General features: G+C 42.7%; 18 protein-coding genes and 1 riboswitch. Of the genes, 6 read left to right on the top strand and 12 right to left on the bottom strand.

Annotation, left to right across the window (positions count from 1 at the left end; all coding sequences use genetic code 11):
* Window positions 1-5 precede the first annotated feature (5 nt).
* The gene (locus A391_RS0101025; RefSeq protein ID WP_019896750.1) at window positions 6-380 is read right to left on the bottom strand and encodes a DoxX family protein; all 375 of its coding nucleotides are present in this window, start codon (window positions 378-380) and stop codon (window positions 6-8) included.
* Between the two features lie 39 nt (window positions 381-419).
* Here A391_RS0101025 and A391_RS0101020 point away from each other — a divergent pair, with 39 nt between their 5' ends.
* Entirely contained in the window at window positions 420-887 is a 468-nt protein-coding gene (locus A391_RS0101020) for a GNAT family N-acetyltransferase (RefSeq protein ID WP_019896749.1), read from the top strand.
* A gap of 91 nt (window positions 888-978) precedes the next feature.
* Here the strand turns inward: A391_RS0101020 and pqqA are convergent, their stop codons facing one another.
* Window positions 979-1,050 carry a pyrroloquinoline quinone precursor peptide PqqA gene (gene pqqA, locus A391_RS14230; protein WP_012777389.1) on the bottom strand — a complete coding sequence of 24 codons (72 nt, stop codon included), beginning with the start codon at window positions 1,048-1,050 and terminating at the stop codon, window positions 979-981.
* Window positions 1,051-1,343: 293 nt separating this feature from the next.
* On the opposite strand from pqqA, the gene A391_RS0101015 reads away from it, so the two are divergent.
* Window positions 1,344-2,531 (top strand): GGDEF domain-containing protein, encoded by a 1,188-nt coding sequence (locus A391_RS0101015; protein ID WP_019896747.1) that lies wholly within the window; start codon window positions 1,344-1,346, stop codon window positions 2,529-2,531.
* A 56-nt stretch (window positions 2,532-2,587) separates the two neighbouring features.
* On the opposite strand, the gene A391_RS0101010 is transcribed toward A391_RS0101015, so the two are convergent.
* On the bottom strand, window positions 2,588-3,772 hold the full coding sequence (locus A391_RS0101010) for an HPP family protein (protein WP_019896745.1): 1,185 nt from the start codon (window positions 3,770-3,772) through the stop codon (window positions 2,588-2,590).
* Window positions 3,773-3,798: 26 nt separating this feature from the next.
* On the opposite strand from A391_RS0101010, the gene A391_RS14655 reads away from it, so the two are divergent.
* Window positions 3,799-3,930, top strand: coding sequence for a hypothetical protein (locus A391_RS14655; protein WP_019896744.1), 132 nt, complete (start codon window positions 3,799-3,801; stop codon window positions 3,928-3,930).
* 100 nt (window positions 3,931-4,030) lie between these two features.
* Entirely contained in the window at window positions 4,031-4,582 is a 552-nt protein-coding gene (gene fae / locus A391_RS0101000) for a formaldehyde-activating enzyme (RefSeq protein ID WP_019896743.1), read from the top strand.
* Window positions 4,583-4,687: 105 nt separating this feature from the next.
* Here fae and A391_RS0100995 read toward each other — a convergent pair whose 3' ends face one another.
* The 8 genes from A391_RS0100995 to A391_RS0100960 form a co-directional block, all read right to left on the bottom strand.
* Entirely contained in the window at window positions 4,688-4,978 is a 291-nt protein-coding gene (locus A391_RS0100995; protein ID WP_019896742.1) for a YqjK-like family protein, read from the bottom strand.
* Window positions 4,979-4,987: 9 nt separating this feature from the next.
* Entirely contained in the window at window positions 4,988-5,371 is a 384-nt protein-coding gene (locus A391_RS0100990; RefSeq protein WP_019896741.1) for a phage holin family protein, read from the bottom strand.
* 5 nt (window positions 5,372-5,376) lie between these two features.
* On the bottom strand, window positions 5,377-5,700 hold the full coding sequence (locus A391_RS0100985; RefSeq protein ID WP_019896740.1) for a DUF883 family protein: 324 nt from the start codon (window positions 5,698-5,700) through the stop codon (window positions 5,377-5,379).
* Between the two features lie 138 nt (window positions 5,701-5,838).
* Window positions 5,839-6,897, bottom strand: a complete 1,059-nt coding sequence (mutY, locus tag A391_RS0100980) for an A/G-specific adenine glycosylase (protein WP_019896739.1) — start codon at window positions 6,895-6,897, stop codon at window positions 5,839-5,841.
* Between the two features lie 65 nt (window positions 6,898-6,962).
* Complete coding sequence (locus A391_RS0100975; RefSeq protein ID WP_019896738.1) at window positions 6,963-9,662, bottom strand: AsmA family protein; 2,700 nt, start codon at window positions 9,660-9,662, stop codon at window positions 6,963-6,965.
* Window positions 9,663-9,747: 85 nt separating this feature from the next.
* A complete protein-coding gene (locus tag A391_RS0100970) occupies window positions 9,748-10,575 on the bottom strand; it encodes an undecaprenyl-diphosphate phosphatase (RefSeq protein WP_019896737.1) in 828 nt (275 codons plus the stop codon).
* 180 nt (window positions 10,576-10,755) lie between these two features.
* Window positions 10,756-11,145 (bottom strand): YidB family protein, encoded by a 390-nt coding sequence (locus A391_RS0100965; RefSeq protein WP_019896736.1) that lies wholly within the window; start codon window positions 11,143-11,145, stop codon window positions 10,756-10,758.
* A gap of 77 nt (window positions 11,146-11,222) precedes the next feature.
* Window positions 11,223-12,467 carry a pseudouridine synthase gene (locus A391_RS0100960; protein ID WP_019896735.1) on the bottom strand — a complete coding sequence of 415 codons (1,245 nt, stop codon included), beginning with the start codon at window positions 12,465-12,467 and terminating at the stop codon, window positions 11,223-11,225.
* A 387-nt stretch (window positions 12,468-12,854) separates the two neighbouring features.
* On the opposite strand from A391_RS0100960, the gene A391_RS0100955 reads away from it, so the two are divergent.
* Window positions 12,855-13,202 carry a hypothetical protein gene (locus A391_RS0100955; protein WP_019896734.1) on the top strand — a complete coding sequence of 116 codons (348 nt, stop codon included), beginning with the start codon at window positions 12,855-12,857 and terminating at the stop codon, window positions 13,200-13,202.
* A gap of 243 nt (window positions 13,203-13,445) precedes the next feature.
* Here the strand turns inward: A391_RS0100955 and thiC are convergent, their stop codons facing one another.
* The gene (gene thiC / locus A391_RS0100950; RefSeq protein ID WP_019896733.1) at window positions 13,446-15,329 is read right to left on the bottom strand and encodes a phosphomethylpyrimidine synthase ThiC; all 1,884 of its coding nucleotides are present in this window, start codon (window positions 15,327-15,329) and stop codon (window positions 13,446-13,448) included.
* 64 nt (window positions 15,330-15,393) lie between these two features.
* Window positions 15,394-15,493: riboswitch (TPP riboswitch) on the bottom strand.
* Window positions 15,494-15,727: 234 nt separating this feature from the next.
* Between thiC and A391_RS13575 the strand changes: the two genes are divergently transcribed.
* On the top strand, window positions 15,728-15,937 hold the full coding sequence (locus A391_RS13575; protein WP_157261315.1) for a hypothetical protein: 210 nt from the start codon (window positions 15,728-15,730) through the stop codon (window positions 15,935-15,937).
* Window positions 15,938-16,006: the final 69 nt, after the last annotated feature.

Raw genomic sequence — 16,006 nt, 5'->3', positions numbered from 1 at the left:
TTAATTTAAGCTTTTTTCTTAAGGTTGTCTAAGCTACAAGCAGTATTCGGGTTTGCGTATAGCAATAATAGGCCACCAGCGATTGCTAAGTATTGCAACAAAGGTAATTTAAGCAATAGCGTTAAGCCTACAATATAAATCGCCATCACCAATGCAAAAGCTTTGGTTTTGTAACCTAGTAATAAAGCTAAGCCACCAATTGTGTTCACTAAAATAATCAGTGGGGCAAAAATGCCAGGCAAACCCATGCTGCCTAAGCTTGCCTGATATTGCTGATATCCATCAGGGTTGCTTGTAAAACCAATAATGAGCACTATAACTTGTACTAAAAAGAGTTGCGCTAATAAAATTCGAGCTAAAGTTGCTAAGTATTTTTGCATATAAAACCTTAATCATTAATTAAAGACCAAGGTTGCATAATGCCTGTTACTGCCAACGCTCGCAAGGGGTTAACATTGCAAGATAGTTTCAATATTGAAAAAGTTACATGGCAGACACACGCGAAACAATTGATTGCTGTGCGTGAAGCTGTATTTATCGTTGAGCAGCATGTACCTATTGCATTAGAGTGGGATGGGCTGGATGAAGCATCCCAACATTTGATTGCACTAAGTGATGCAGGTGAGGCAATCGGTTGTGCAAGGCTGTTAGGCGACGGCAGTATAGGTCGTATGGCAGTCATGCAGCCTTGGCGTGGCTTAGGTGTGGGTTCGGCGTTATTAAATGCGGCAATTGCTTATTATCAGCAGTTAGGGGTGCGTGTTATTGCGTTGTCCGCACAAGTGCATGCAATCGGGTTTTATGAGAAGTTTGGATTTACGGCATGTAGTGAGACTTATCTTGATGCGGGGATTTTACATCGAGATATGCAACGCATTGATATATAAGCAATTAAGATAAACTTTAGATATTAAAAAAGCCTAATCATCACTGACTAGGCTTTTTGATTAGTCATGATTGACTATAAGTAAACGCGAATTACTTGTTCATTACGTACATTGTAACTTCGAAGCCAAAACGCATTTCTGTTGCTGCTGGTGTTGTCCACATAGTAATTCTCCTTTAGTTTTATTTACATCAATATTGATGTCGTGCTTGTATGATTCACATCATACTGAACGGTTTCATTTAAGGCGTATGTAGTTTAATGAATGCGTGCTCATGATTTTACTTAACATGATAAGGGAGTAAATAATTTGTGAGAGGTAGTGGGGTAACCTTATCAAATGCATGTAGTATTTCTAATAACAATCATGGTATTAAATTGTTGGTATTAAAAATGCTTTTAATTTCATAAAAATCAACAATTCAAAGCGTTATACTGATCGTTATTGGGAGAGTTTATGGGTTTAGATGTACGAACTGTTATGGTGATGTTTTCCATGATGGCGTTTATGTTTTTTTGCTTGTTTGAGTTAGCAGGATTACGTGTAGGTGCGATACGTGGCGTGAGGCAATGGGCCATAGCTAGCCTATTGATGTGCCTAGGGTTTAGTCTTGCCTATTTTTATGGGCAAACTACCCCAGGACATGAATGGGCCGCGGTGATTGGTTTAACTCTATTTGCATTAGGTACCTGCTTACAATTAACAGGAATTCTGGCGTTTAAAAAGCGACCTGTTTCATGGAGCATACTGATCTTATTTATTGTCATGACTATATGCCAAGCTATTTGGTTTAGTGTGATCGATCCTGACACACGCATGCGTGCGATTGTTAACTCTCTCTTGTTTTTTAGTGTTTATATTGTGTGCGCTCGTGCGCTGCTGATTAATGTTGAGGCTTCACAAAAGCTTGCATATTGGTATACCGGTGCTTCATTTGTAGCTTTAGCATTATTAATGTTAGCGCGAGCAATAGCGTTGCTACTGTCTACTGATGCTGAGATAGGCTTGCATGTAAATACCTCAATTAATACTTTGCCATTTTTGATTGCGGCTCTACTTGAATTTAGCGTGGCGTTTGGGTTTTTATTGATGCTAAACCATCGGTTAATTGCCGATGTCTATCAAATGGCATCGCGTGATGCGTTGACTGGTACTTTGAATCGTCGCCGAATTGAAGAAGATGCCTTGCGTCTAAGAGCACGTTGTATGCGTACAGGCGAGACATTGGCGATTATGATGATTGATATCGATTTCTTTAAAACGATCAATGATCGTTATGGGCATCCTGCAGGTGATAAGGTCCTTTGTTCTTTGGCTGAAATTGCCCAAAACTCTATTCGACCAGATGATTATTTCGCTCGCTATGGCGGTGAAGAGTTTTGTATGTTGCTAACGGCTACGACTGAAAAAGAGGCATTTGAGTTAGCTGAGCGCTTGCGATTGGCTTTTTCAGAATTTACCTTAACGTTAGGCAAAGATCGTATTAATGTGACGGTGAGTATCGGCGTAGCGGATTCGAACGATATTGGTTTAGTATTTGAAGACCTTGTGACAGCAGCCGATCAAGCGTTGTACCGCGCTAAGCAAAAGGGACGTAACCAAGTGGTTACTTACTCAAGTATGCGTGCTAATGACACGTTGTAATGTTGTGAACATGGCAGTTGAAGATACGGGCGTATTGCTTCGTTAATCGGTGTTTTTTATGAAGATAATCCTAAGGTTCGTAAGTTAGCGACGCGGCCGTGGTAAAGCGCGGAAACTAAGTCAGACTGTGTCACCATGCCTACCAAACGACGCTCATCATCAATCACTGGGATATGGTGATGGACATTTGCTTGAGTCATCAATGGGATCAACTCAATAATATGCATATTTGAAGAGGCAGTAACCGCTGGAGATGTCATGATTTGGCCTACTACTTCAGGCTTTTGCGAAGAAAGTGTATAACTTCTGCGGATAAAGCTTTTGAGTTTAGTTTCAAAGCCTTCATATACCTCTAAATTGGCATGTTGCATAAAGTTGGCCTGAGTGATGATTCCTACCACACGCCGTGCACGGTCTATTACTGGTAGTGCTTTGATTTCGTGTTGCCGCATGAGTAGCCAAGCGTCTTCTAGTAAGGTGCCGAACACTACAGTCACAACATCCTTAGACATAATGTCTGCGCAGACAATTTCACCAAAGCGGCGGCGGTAAGCGTGCATTTCAGTTTGTTGTAACAAGCTTTGCAAGTCATCACGGCTGACGTCGAGCACTTGGTTGTATTCTTTTAGTACGGCGTTTAAATCTTCTGTATTAAAGCCAAAGCGCATTTCAGCAGGAATATCATTGGTTAAATGCTGCGAAGCTTTTGCTGTGAGATGTGGATAAGGACGGCGTGTAGCATTGTTGAATAGGATGGCAACCAGTAAGAGAATAAACGAGTTTAGCGCGACAGGAGCCAATACAAACCAATAGCCTTGTGCATGGATAGTGGCACCCCCTAGCACTGCGGTGAGGGCAACTGCACCGCTGGGTGGGTGGATGCATCTTAATGCAAACATGGCCACAATGGAAAGGCTGACTGCCACAGCTGCGGCAGTGGCAGGATGTGCAATCCACATGGCACAAGTCACGCCGATGATAGCTGCTGTGGTATTGCCACCAATAATAGACCAAGGTTGGGCTAACGGGCTTGAAGGTACTGCGAATAACAGTACGGCAGATGCACCCATTGGAGCAATAAGATAGGGGATAGTGCTAGTATCACCCTCTATTAAAACGGTCACTAAGCCTGTGAACAAAATACCGATAAAAGCGCCAATACCAGCACGCAGGCGTTCAGTACGATTAACGGCAATACGTTCAGGGACAAAGCCTTTCAGCCAATTTTTAAGTTTTTCCAAGCTTGCTAACCTAAGTTAATTTTTTAATGATATTACACTACGCTCCAATTTTACGCACCAGTTTAGTGCGTTTGTGGCGGAGTGGGTCACTGTTTATCTTGGGTATGAGTGCTGGTGAGTGGTTGGTGGGTGTCAGCGATGCTTTAATTTGGATGTAAATTGCTTAAAGCAAGGCTATTCTATAAAATCCTACTTTATAGAATAGCATCATTGATTTTATTCGTATTTTTCATCGTTTTATTTTCTCAAGGATTTCTCATGTCAAAAATCATTTTCAAAGCAGGCGAAGCGACAGTTTACTCAGAAGGTAAAGACGTTACCGCAGCAATGCCAGAAATCTTAATCGGCGCGGTTGACGGCCCAGTAGGCCAAGCATTTGCAAACTTAATGGCACAAAGCAAAGGCCACACTGCAATGTTTGCGGTACGTGATATCAACCAATTGGTACGCCCAGTATGTATGACCGTACCAAAAGTAACATTAAAAGGCAGCACAGATGTAGCTTTGTTCGGTGGTGTGGTGCAAGCAGCTACTGCTGATGCGATTTTGGACTGTGTAATCGAAGGTATCATTCCTAAAGAGCAAGCTAATGATTTGTGCATTATTAGCTTGGTGTGGATTGACCCAGGTTGTATCGAATTAGAAAAGGCAGGCACTTTAGACAAAGCTGATATGTACAAAAACAACTATGATGCGACTAAATTGGCGATTAAGCGTGCATTGAACGACGAGCCTAGCATTGATGAGTTGATTGCTAACCGTCACAAAATCAAACACTGCATGTGGGAAGATTCTTGGGATCAAAAATAAGATAGCTTACTAAGTTATCTGAATCTATATGGATGCTTAAGCTTTGTAGTGTTAAGCATCGAAATGTAGGGAAAGAAATAGAAAAGCGGCTGATAGCCGCTTTTTTTATTTCTTAATTAAGATATCACTGACACTACGCGCCAGATTTAGTGCAGAAAACCCTGTTTTTAACCATTTGAGAACGCGGGTAGGACGTATAACGCTAATCGCCGTAGTGACCCCTAGCATTAAAATAGGATGTTGCCTGACGTAGCGCACCAGTTGAAAGCCGCGGTAAGCAATGGTTAATGGTTTACCCAAAGGCGCGATGTCCTGCGCTAATAAAGTACGCTGAGAAGCTGCTTTAAGGATTAGTTTTTCGCGGCGTTCTGCGATAGTGGCTCGTTTAGGACTCACAAATAGCTCCTAATCTTTATTGGTTTCTTGATGATCTTTAACCAGCTCAGCTAGGCTGGCTTCGAACATTCTAGGCATTGATTTAAGTGCGCGAATTGCTAGTGCACCAATCACACCACCTGTCACAATAAAAAGACCAGTCAACAGACTTAATACGAGTAAGCGATGCGTATCCCAGAATAAGACCACCACTAAAATAGCGAGCAACACCATACCAAAGCACAGGCAGAACAAGGCAACAAAAGTCATCGCCAGTAGTGAGATTAGACGTTCACGCCCTTCTTCCAAATCCGTACTAAGGAGTTCAAGGCGCGTGTGTACAATCGCAATAAACGTGTTGGTGAGTCTTTTAAGTGAGCCTAATAGACCGTCGTTGTTATTGCTGTCATTCATTGTAATTAACGACGACCAATAAGTAAGCCAACTACTAAACCTACACCAGCGGCAATACCAACTGCATGCCAAGGTTTATCGTGTACGTAGTCATCGGTTGCTCGTGCTGCCGCTTTTGTTTTTGCTACCAATACCTCTTGGGCATCAGCCAGTTTTTCTTTCGCAACTGCTAAAGACTCTTCAGTTTTAGCGCGCAAATTAGCCATGGCCTCGCCACCTTGGCTTGCAGTTGCTTTGAGTAAAGCCTCAGCATCGGCAATCACTACTTTGAAGTCCGCAATCAGTTGCTCTTTAGAAACATCTACTTGTGAAGGTAAATTATTAGCCATTCTTATTTCTCCTATGTTTGTTGTTAGATAAGTTTATATGACCGTTGTTTAGGCGATAGATTCAATCAGGTTGGTTTTAGTGTTTCTGTATGTTTTAATCCTACGCCTTAGAATGGCATAGGGCAAGGTATTGTGAAATTAAGATGGATGCTTGAGCAGAGATAAGAGAATATTTCTTATTGGGGTGGGGATTGCTGCTCCAATTGCATCTTCGATACTTAACCAGATAAAGCCAGCCTCTCTTGGTTGAGGAGCTTGTTTTGTTAGGGCTAACGGTTGTGGTTTGATGTGTAGCTTGAAATGGGTAAAGGCATGACTAACAGTTGGCAGCGCCTTGTTAGCAATCGCTGATATGCCAAATTGATCCATTACAACCGCTGCATAATCATTGGTAATTTCTGCGATTTCGTCGTGCTCTGGGAAACTCCATAAACCACCCCATATGCCCGTCGGAGGACGTTTTACCAGCATCACTTCATTGCCTTGTCGCAAGATGAGCATGGTTGTGTTTTTCTCTGGGATACTCTTTTTTGGTTTTGAGGTAGGTAGCACAGCGGTAAGGTTTTGTTCGCGCGCTAAACAGCTGTCATTTAAAGGGCATAACGTACATTTAGGTTTACTCCTTGTGCAGATAGTTGCCCCTAAGTCCATCAGACCTTGTGTGTAGGCAACCATGTCTGACTGCGGTAATAGTTTTTCAGCAAGCAACCATAATGATTTTTCAACTTTTGGAGTGCTAGGCCAGCCTGAGATTGCAAAGTGTCTAGTCAGTACACGCTTAACATTGCCATCCAGAATCGTTTGCACTTGATGAAAGGCAAAGGAGGCGATTGCGGCAGCTGTAGAGCGACCTATTCCAGACAGTGTTTGTATGGTGTCGAAGTCTTGCGGAAACACGCCGTCATGCTCGTCTACGATGGTTTGTGCTGCATGATGCAGGTTGCGCGCTCTTGAGTAATAGCCAAGGCCGCTCCAGTGTTGCAATACCTCGTCTTGAGTGGCATTCGCCAATGCGGAAATGGTTGGAAATCGTGCCATGAATTTAGCATAATAACCAATGACCGCAGTTACCTGAGTTTGCTGCAGCATGATTTCAGAAACCCAGATGGCATAAGGGTCTGTAGTGTTTTGCCAGGGTAGATCATGGCGGCCATGTATTTTTTGCCAAGTAATGAGGCGGCTGGCAAAGTCAGTCATGAGTAATAGGTTCTTGATGTAGTGGCGTATAGAATATTGCTAACTCATTGATTCGTTGAGACCAATTAAAAGTTAAGAAGTTTTTTGAGCTTTTGCTCAGCTTTTTCTTTTGCGATCTCTTCAGCAGATTTTGGCTGCTCTGTTGTTGTGCTGTCTGTTTTAGTAGCGTCGCCACTAGCTGGTGCAGTTTCTGCTGGTTTGCTCTTACCTAACAACCCTTTTAGCGCGTCTACTTTATCTCCATCACCGATTAAGCTTTTAACCGCGCCTGCTTTATCGCCACCTACTTTGTCTAGTAGGTTAGATTTCGCAATGGCAGTGCCAAGAGAGGCAAAGTCAACGCCATATTTAGGGGCTGAGAAGGTACCCGTTACTTTTACTGGAATTGAAACGCCAGCAAGTGCATCTAAATCAGCACCACCTTGCCCTTTGATTGATTTAACAATAGTAGGCTTAGCTAAGTAATTAATAGTTTCATTGGCGATATCGACATCGCCCCGGCTATCACCTTTGGCTAAGCGCAAAATAGGGGCTTTCATGGCGAGGTCTTCATTGTGTGCAACGCCATTTTTAATATCAAACGATGCTGATAGCTCACTGAAGTCGGTTTTTTGAGTTTGATCAGCGCCAATACTGCTTTGGCCTTTGAGGACGTTTAGCTTAGATTTTGCATTGCGAATGGTGCCAGCGATGTCAATGCCTTTGATTGCGCCATCTGCAAGCTGCAGTGAAGATTTACCGTTAAGCGCTTTTTTCATTGCGCCAACGGTATTGCCAGAGGCTGTCACATCTACATTGAGTGTGCCTTTTCCATCTAGCATATCGTTGTTAATGGCATCTACCAGCAAGGGGCCAATCGCAATGCCTTTCATGTCTTGCTTAAACGCAATACTAGGTGTATTGCGGGCATCCACGCTCAGTGAGCCGTTCATGCTACCTTGATACAAATTGGCAGACAAGGGCGCAATCGTGGCAATACCATTGGCGGCTTTTAGATCAACACGCACGTTTGAGGCTTTAGTTTTACCGTATCTTAAGTTACCAATACGGATAGAGCCATTCGCATTCAGTGCTTTAAGTGCGCTTAAATCAATCGGAGCATCGCCAGTGTTTGCTTTGGTTTCTGCTGGTTTATCACTTGCAATGATGTATTTATCAAGATTAAGCTGGTCTATATCAAGATCAAACGTATAAAGTGGTTTATTAAACTGGCTGATACCTAAACCACCTTTAATCTGGCTGTCATCAAACTTAACATTCAGGCCTGATAATGTCAGCTTCTCACCATCGGCTTTAATGTTGACATTCAGACCTGATAAGCGATATTTTTCATAAATAATATTGCCAATATTGATTTTGCCATCTAATAACAGATTAGCTAATGCAGATAAATCGGCAGGTTTTTGGCCTGCAGGGTCGGCTTTCTTAGGCTCTGCTTTTTTATTACTAGCACCTAGAAGTTTGTTTAAATCTAAAGTATCGGCGTTTAAATTAAACTGAATATTTGGTTTTTTAAAGTGGGCAACCGCAACCTGACCATTCAGTTTGGTGTTATCAACGTTCATCATGAACTTGCTATTCACTTGTTCTTGTTTAACATCAGCGTGCAAACTTAAATTAAAATTTACTTTAGCGCTACCGTTAGGGATAGCAGGATCTTTAATATCTACATTGCCAGCAAATTTAGGTAAGTCGAAAATCAAGCTCTCAAGGTTGCCTTGGAAGGGAGATGAAAATTTGCCGTTAATGCTACGTTTACCTTGTGTGCCAGCAATTTCACCACTGATACCACTGCTTTGTAAGGCTTTAGGTGAGCCTTTAATGTCAGACAATACCAAGCTTGCTTTAAATGAATCATTCGCTTTTTCTTGGTTTAAGTTAACGGTGATTTTCTTGCTCGTTACTTCATTTTTTTGCGCAACCAGTGCTGGTGCGTTTAAATCTAGCGTCACTTTGGCGCCATCAAATTGACCAGATAATGCCAGTTTTAGGCTGTCGATTAAGAGTTCACGAGTTTCAGGTTTGGCATCAACGTCGCCACTCATGGTAATGTCTACATCTTTACCGCCTAGTAAGTCACCTTTTATGGAAGCGTCTAAGTCTTTTGCGGCAAAGTGTTTGGCTTCAGGATCTGCCAAGAAATTACCTTTTAGTTTGATATCGGCAGCGATTGCAGGTTGGTTTGCAGTGGCACTAAAGTCAGTGGCTAAATCAATCGGCTCAGCTAAAGCAATATGACCAGAGGTTAAATTGAATTTAGAAAGTGCATATTTTGCACCAGTGCCTTCATCGCTATAGTTGACGGCAGAGTTGGTGACTTTAACGCCATCCACATCAAATTTAATTTGCTCGGACTCTTCTTCATCTTTGCTGAGTAAGTCATCAAAGTTAGTGGTGCCGTCTTTATATTTAATGATATTAGCCTGAGCGCCATCAATGTAGATGGTATCCACAACTAGCTCTTTTTTAAGTAGCGGCAGAAGGGCAAGTGATACTTTAGCACCTTGAATAGAGGCAAATGTTTGCTCAGATTTGTGTTCTGAAATTGAAACCTTGCCTAGATCTGCCCCAATTTTTGGCCAGAAAGCGAGCTTGATATCACCTTCAATTGTTAGGGTGCGCTGCTTTTTCTCTTGCACTAGCTTAATAATTAGAGGCTTGTAGTCATTCGGGTTGAATGTTGCGGAGATGATGGCGACTGCCAACACCAACAACGCAACTATTCCCGCTAGGCCAATAAGACCATATTTCAATATTTTTTTCATGATGTCACCTTATTATTAATTCATATTGATGATTAACTTGCCATCATCATTAGTCTACATGCACGTATATATCGTTGATTGTGCTTTAGTGCACTGTCCAGTCCACCAAACCTGTATAAGCCGTCACCAGTACGATTACGCCAAACACAAGGCGATACCATGCAAAAATTGTAAAGTCATGGTTGCTGACATAGCGAATAAGCGCTCTAACCGCAATCATGGCACTAATGAAAGAAAATATAAACCCCATTGCCCATGCGCCCATGTCATCCATACTAAGTAGCGCGCGATCTTTGTACATCGAGTAAATAGAAGCAATACCTAGCGTTGGGACAGCAAGGAAAAATGAAAATTCAGCAGCCGCTTTGCGTGACAAGCCAAAAAATAGTCCGCCGATAATAGTAGAGCCAGAGCGAGACATGCCAGGAATCAATGCAACTGCCTGTGCTAGCCCTAGTTTTAAAGCATCTATGGGGCGAATGTCATCTACTGTTTCGATGGTGACTGTATGCGTACGTTTCTCTGCCCATAAAATAATAAATCCACCAATAATAAATGCTAAAGCGACTGGCACTGGTTTAAATAGGTGAGTTTTGATTGTGTCACCAAACGTTAAACCTAAGATAGCTAGCGGTAAGAAAGCAATGGCTAAGTTAATGATTAAGCGGTTGGCGATGGGGTCACGTCCAATGCCTGCAAATGTACTCACAAAACGTCTACGATATTCCCAAACAACCGCTAAGATGGCACCGAGTTGAATTGCAATATCAAATACGTTGCGTTTTTCATGGTTCATGAAGTTGAGCAAGTCGCCAGCCAGAATTAAATGACCAGTGCTGGAGATAGGCAAGAACTCTGTAGCGCCCTCAACAACGCCAAGCAAAGCGGCTTTAAGTAATAACAATATATCCATATGCTGATTTTAATTAAGAAAGAGGTTTTGAGGCGGACTGCAAACTAGTAAGTCTGTATTAAGGTACTTTATTAGGTTGCACATTAATGTTAACAGCAATAGCGCAAAGTGTTGGAATGATTAATAGAAAAGGGGGTAAGCACCTTTTCTATTCACACTTGCTCTTAATAATGGCGTTGGCTATTTAAGCATACCCATCACGGCTGCAAGCAGATTACCAGAATTGCTATCTACTTTGCCGTTAGGGGTCATTTTGTTGATTGCTTGAGGTAAGTATTCGGCAATTTTTGCACTAACATCAGTGGGCGACATGGTGAGTTTTTCAGCCATGCTAGCAATATTGTCACGGCCCAGCACTTGGATGATTTGTTCGGCAGAGATTGGCAAGTTATTGCCTTGGCTTACCCAAGAAGCCGCTTGCTCAGTAAAACCAGCATCATTAAACTTCGCTAGCACACCTTCTAAGCCACCATTTTGTTTAAATAAATCCATGGCAATCTGCAACATAGCTCCTTTATCACCACCCATGTTGCCTAACACTGCACCAGCTAAACTATCAAATAATCCCAAGTTAAACTCCTTGCTGTTATTAATTTTATATTAAGTGATTGACTAAGTATGATAAAAATATAAGTTTGATCAATCGGTTAGAAACGCTCATCGTTGCGTAAATAGCGCCATTCGCCAACAGGTAGTTTACCTAAGGTGACACTGCCAATACGAATACGCTTTAAACCTACTACGTGTAACCCCACCATTTCACACATGCGGCGGATTTGGCGTTTTTTGCCTTCACGTAATACAAAACGTAATTGGTCCTCATTTTGCCAGCTTACTTTAGCTGGTTTTAATTTCACACCATCTAAACTTAAGCCAAAATTTAAACGTTTTAAATCAGCATCACTGAGCTCACCCGTCACGCGTACTAGGTATTCTTTCTCAACGGTAGAGTCTTCACCAATTAAATGTCTGGCAATGCGCCCATCTTGAGTGAGTACTAACATTCCTGTTGAGTCAATATCCAAGCGGCCAGCTGGCGCCAAGCCGTGCAGCATGCCACGGTGGAATTGCTTAGGGTGATGGTGGTGTAGTTCTGGATCATCTTCCCACTGGTTATCTGGGTGAACTAAAACGATGGCTGGCTGATAACCATCTTCAGCTTGGCCACTGACATAACCAACTGGCTTATGCAAAATAATGGTGACATTCTCGGCCTGATACTCTTGCGCATAGCTACTAATCACAATTTCAGCATCTGGTGAAATACGCGAGCCTAAGGTGTCGACGATTTCATCGTTGACCTTGACCCAGCCGTTTACAATCCACTCATCTGCTTCACGACGTGAGCATAGGCCACGTTCTGCCATCACTTTGGATAAACGAGGTAAATCAGGCTGACTGGCGTTTGCTTTAGCTGCAAATGCTTCTTTATTGGTGCGATTTTTGTCAAACTCGCTGGCCACAAAACCATCGCGCACCTTACCACCGCGGCGCGGTGGGTTGCGGTAAGCACCTTCACGGTCTGCTCTATCGCGGGTAGTCTGCATGCTGTCTAATTTGTGAGCATCTGGCCTACGCGTATCTGGATTAATCGGGCGTGGCGATGGTGCACGACTATCAGGCGTTTGCTCCCTTGGCACAGAGGCGTGCAAGGCGCCGTCATGACGGTGGTTACGTTGACGTGGCGCATCCTGATGCGGAGGTCTTGCTTGGTCTCTAGATTCCGTTCTGGCACGCACAGGCGCGCTCACTTCTGCTTCGCTAGGGCGTTGTGGTTTCACAGGCGCAGATGTTCGATCACGTGTAGGCGTGTTAGCGCGGCGTACAGGGGCTTTACTTGCCGTATTGCTTGGGGCATCACCTGATTTTTTTGAGAGTTTTAAAGTAGTCAAAAGTTTTTTCCTTGAATGTTGCTATTTTACGCTTTTTTATTGGCTAGGCGGGAATACAATTGATTGGAATAGAAACAAAATATGCAGGGAGTGGCAGGTAGTCTATAGCCCATGGAGTGTACAAAAATACGTGAGCATTCCAGCAAGCAAGGCTAGGTGTCTACCAAACCGTGGGCAGTCCAATACGACTACAGAGTCAGTGGCGAGTCAACTGGTAAAACTTAAATGGCTAAGAAAACAAAAAGAAATAGGTAATTTATATCTTTGAGTGATTTTTATTTTTTTGATGTTATATAGATAAAAGCTTCAATCTTAATATCATGAAATAAAATGATGATAAATTTGATATATACTTTATTAACAAACAATTAACAATAAGGAAATCAAATGGGTATTGCGTCCGAGGAAGTTCAGGAAAAACGTGCTGTTGTATTACGTTCATTTTTAGTGGCAATGCTTTTTTGTTTGCCATTTGTTAACGTCTTGTCCGGTGCGATATTTCTTTTGATATTTGGAGGCATGATTCTTTCAAAGTCATCTAATGTTCTGAAAGATTTGGCTATACTGTTTACTGCTATTGGCGCAATCGCAATTACTTCTTATGGGCCCATGTATCTTTGGGGTATGGACTCCCTCAGTAAGTCCGATTTAATTACAGGAGTAGTCGTAACTTATATAGTAGCTTGGATTGCACTATATCAACTACAAAAAAATGTTGAAGCAGTGAATGATTAAAGAAAAAGTTGTTCCTTTAAAAGTAGGTGTAATACAAAATTAAACCAGCGTATGCTGGTTTAATTTTTAGTAGCATCAACCACGTTTGAAATAATTTCATCGACATAATATATAGACCTCACCCGTTTTAGTGGGCGTTTTTTAATTGCCACTGCACTACCTACTAATAAAAAAGCCAGCTTTCGCTGGCTTTTTTATTGAAAATGGATTCCCGACTACTCGGGAATGACGGACGGCTTGTAATTACACTTTTTGATAAACTTCAGAGCCTTTTTTCACAAACTCAATGGCCTTCTCTTGCATGCCTTTGGTCAGCGCTTCTTGCTCAGAAACACCTTGCTCCGCTGCGTAATCGCGAACATCTTGTGAGATTTTCATTGAGCAGAAGTGTGGGCCGCACATTGAGCAGAAGTGTGCTTGTTTTGCGCCTTCTTGTGGCAATGTTTCATCGTGGAATTCTTTAGCTTTCTCTGGGTCTAGGCCTAGATTGAACTGGTCTTCCCAACGGAATTCGAAACGTGCTTTTGATAAAGCATTGTCACGGATTTGTGCGCCTGGGTGACCTTTTGCCAAGTCTGCCGCGTGTGCTGCGATTTTGTAGGTGATGATACCAACACGTACGTCTTCTTTATCCGGTAAGCCTAAGTGTTCTTTAGGCGTTACGTAGCACAACATTGCACAGCCATACCAGCCGATCATGGCAGCACCGATACCTGAAGTGATGTGGTCGTAGCCAGGTGCGATGTCTGTAGTTAATGGGCCTAATGTATAGAATGGAGCTTCACCGCAATGCTCTAATTGCAGTTCCATGTTTTCTTTAATCAGGTGCATAGGTACGTGGCCTGGGCCTTCGATCATACATTGTACGTCGTGCTTCCAAGCGATTTGGGTTAATTCACCCAATGTTTTCAATTCAGCGAATTGTGCTTCATCGTTAGCATCGTAGATTGAGCCTGGACGTAGGCCATCACCTAAGCTGAATGAAACGTCGTACTGTTTCATGATTTCGCAGATGTCTTCAAAGTGTTCGTACAAGAAAGACTCTTTATGGTGCGCTAAACACCATTTCGCCATGATAGAACCACCGCGTGACACGATACCGGTCATACGTTTTGCTGTCATAGGAATGTAAGCCAAGCGTACACCTGCATGGATAGTGAAGTAATCCACACCTTGCTCTGCTTGCTCGATCAATGTGTCGCGGAAGATTTCCCAAGTTAGGTCTTCTGCTTTACCGTTCACTTTTTCCAAAGCTTGGTAGATAGGCACAGTACCGATAGGCACTGGTGAGTTACGGATGATCCACTCGCGTGTTTCATGGATGTTTTTACCGGTTGATAAATCCATGACGGTATCGCCACCCCAACGTGTACTCCACACCATTTTCTCAACTTCTTCAGAGATAGAAGAACCTAATGCTGAGTTGCCGATGTTAGCGTTGATTTTTACCAAGAAGTTACGGCCAATAATCATCGGCTCGATTTCTGGGTGGTTGATGTTCAGTGGGATGATGGCGCGGCCGCGAGCCACTTCATCACGCACGAACTCTGGCGTAATCATTTTAGGGATGTTTGCACCGAAATCTTGGCCCGGGTGTTGTGTTTGCAACAACTCGCTCATGTTTTCGCGGCGTTGATTCTCACGAATAGCAATGAACTCCATCTCTGGGGTGATAATGCCTTTACGTGCGTAATGCATTTGCGATACGTTTTGGCCTGCTTTAGCGCGCAATGGTTTGCGGTGCAGGTTGAAGCGCATTTCTGAAAGCTCTGGGTCAACTAAACGTTGGTGACCAAACTCTGAAGTAGGGCCGTCTAATTGCTCTACATCGCCACGTTCCATAATCCAGCCGGTACGTAATGCAGGCAAGCCGTTACGGATGTCGATGCTGATGGTTGGGTCTGTGTATGGGCCTGAGGTGTCATAAACAACAACAGGTGGGTTTTTTTCTGCGCCAAAAGCAGAAGGCGTGTCGCTTAATGAAATTTCACGAAACGGTACGCGGATATCTGGACGTGAGCCTTCAACATACACTTTGCGTGATTTTGCAAAGGGTGTGGTCGCGCTTTCGTCAACAGAGGCGGTTTCGTTAAGAAACTTGGTAAGATTTTTATCGGTGGCGTTCAAGTGTGGCTCCTAGCAAAAATGTAAGGAGCAGAAAAACTGCGTGCCCTTACTAGTATATTTGTAGGAAAGCGAATAAATGCTTTCCTACGGCGGCATGACCCGCATCAGGTTCGAAGGGTATATCTCACTGTATTTTGGTAAAATACAGACCCCTAGCAATTAGCGAAATATACGCTAAATCTGCTATAAAACCAAGTGTTTAAGTCAAGTTATTAATGGCAGTAAACGGTTTGTTAAAGTAAAGCTTGTCATCGCCGTTATTGGTAGGAGATACTAACAGTAATAAAGTCAGCTTATAGCAATAGGTTCATTCGTTGTCAGTCTTAGGTGTTGGCGCCTTTGGGTGAGCTATTTTTTGATGCAAATTGAGTTTAAAACGCAGTGTTGGGATATATTTTTTGTTACACTGGTCATACATTGAGTCGCATTTACTCAAACTTAACAATGGTATTGGTGGAATTATGGCATTAGCTATTTATATTGGTTATTACCTCGTTGCAATTACAACGCTCTTTTTTCACTTCACTGGACATTTAGAGCGCTGGGGCATGGAGTGGGTGATTCTTGTTTTGGCCGCTACCGTATTTCCTGTTGTACTTTATGTCTAATTAGTACTTTACGGCTAGCTAGTGATTGACGTTTAGTTGTGCTTTAAGATTGCTTATTAGAACTACTGT

This window comes from Methylotenera mobilis 13, from assembly GCF_000384255.1.
GTDB classification, from domain to species: domain Bacteria; phylum Pseudomonadota; class Gammaproteobacteria; order Burkholderiales; family Methylophilaceae; genus Methylotenera; species Methylotenera mobilis_B.
The sequence above is the reverse complement of the archived record's forward strand: the minus strand, read 5'-3'. Positions and strand labels throughout refer to the sequence as shown.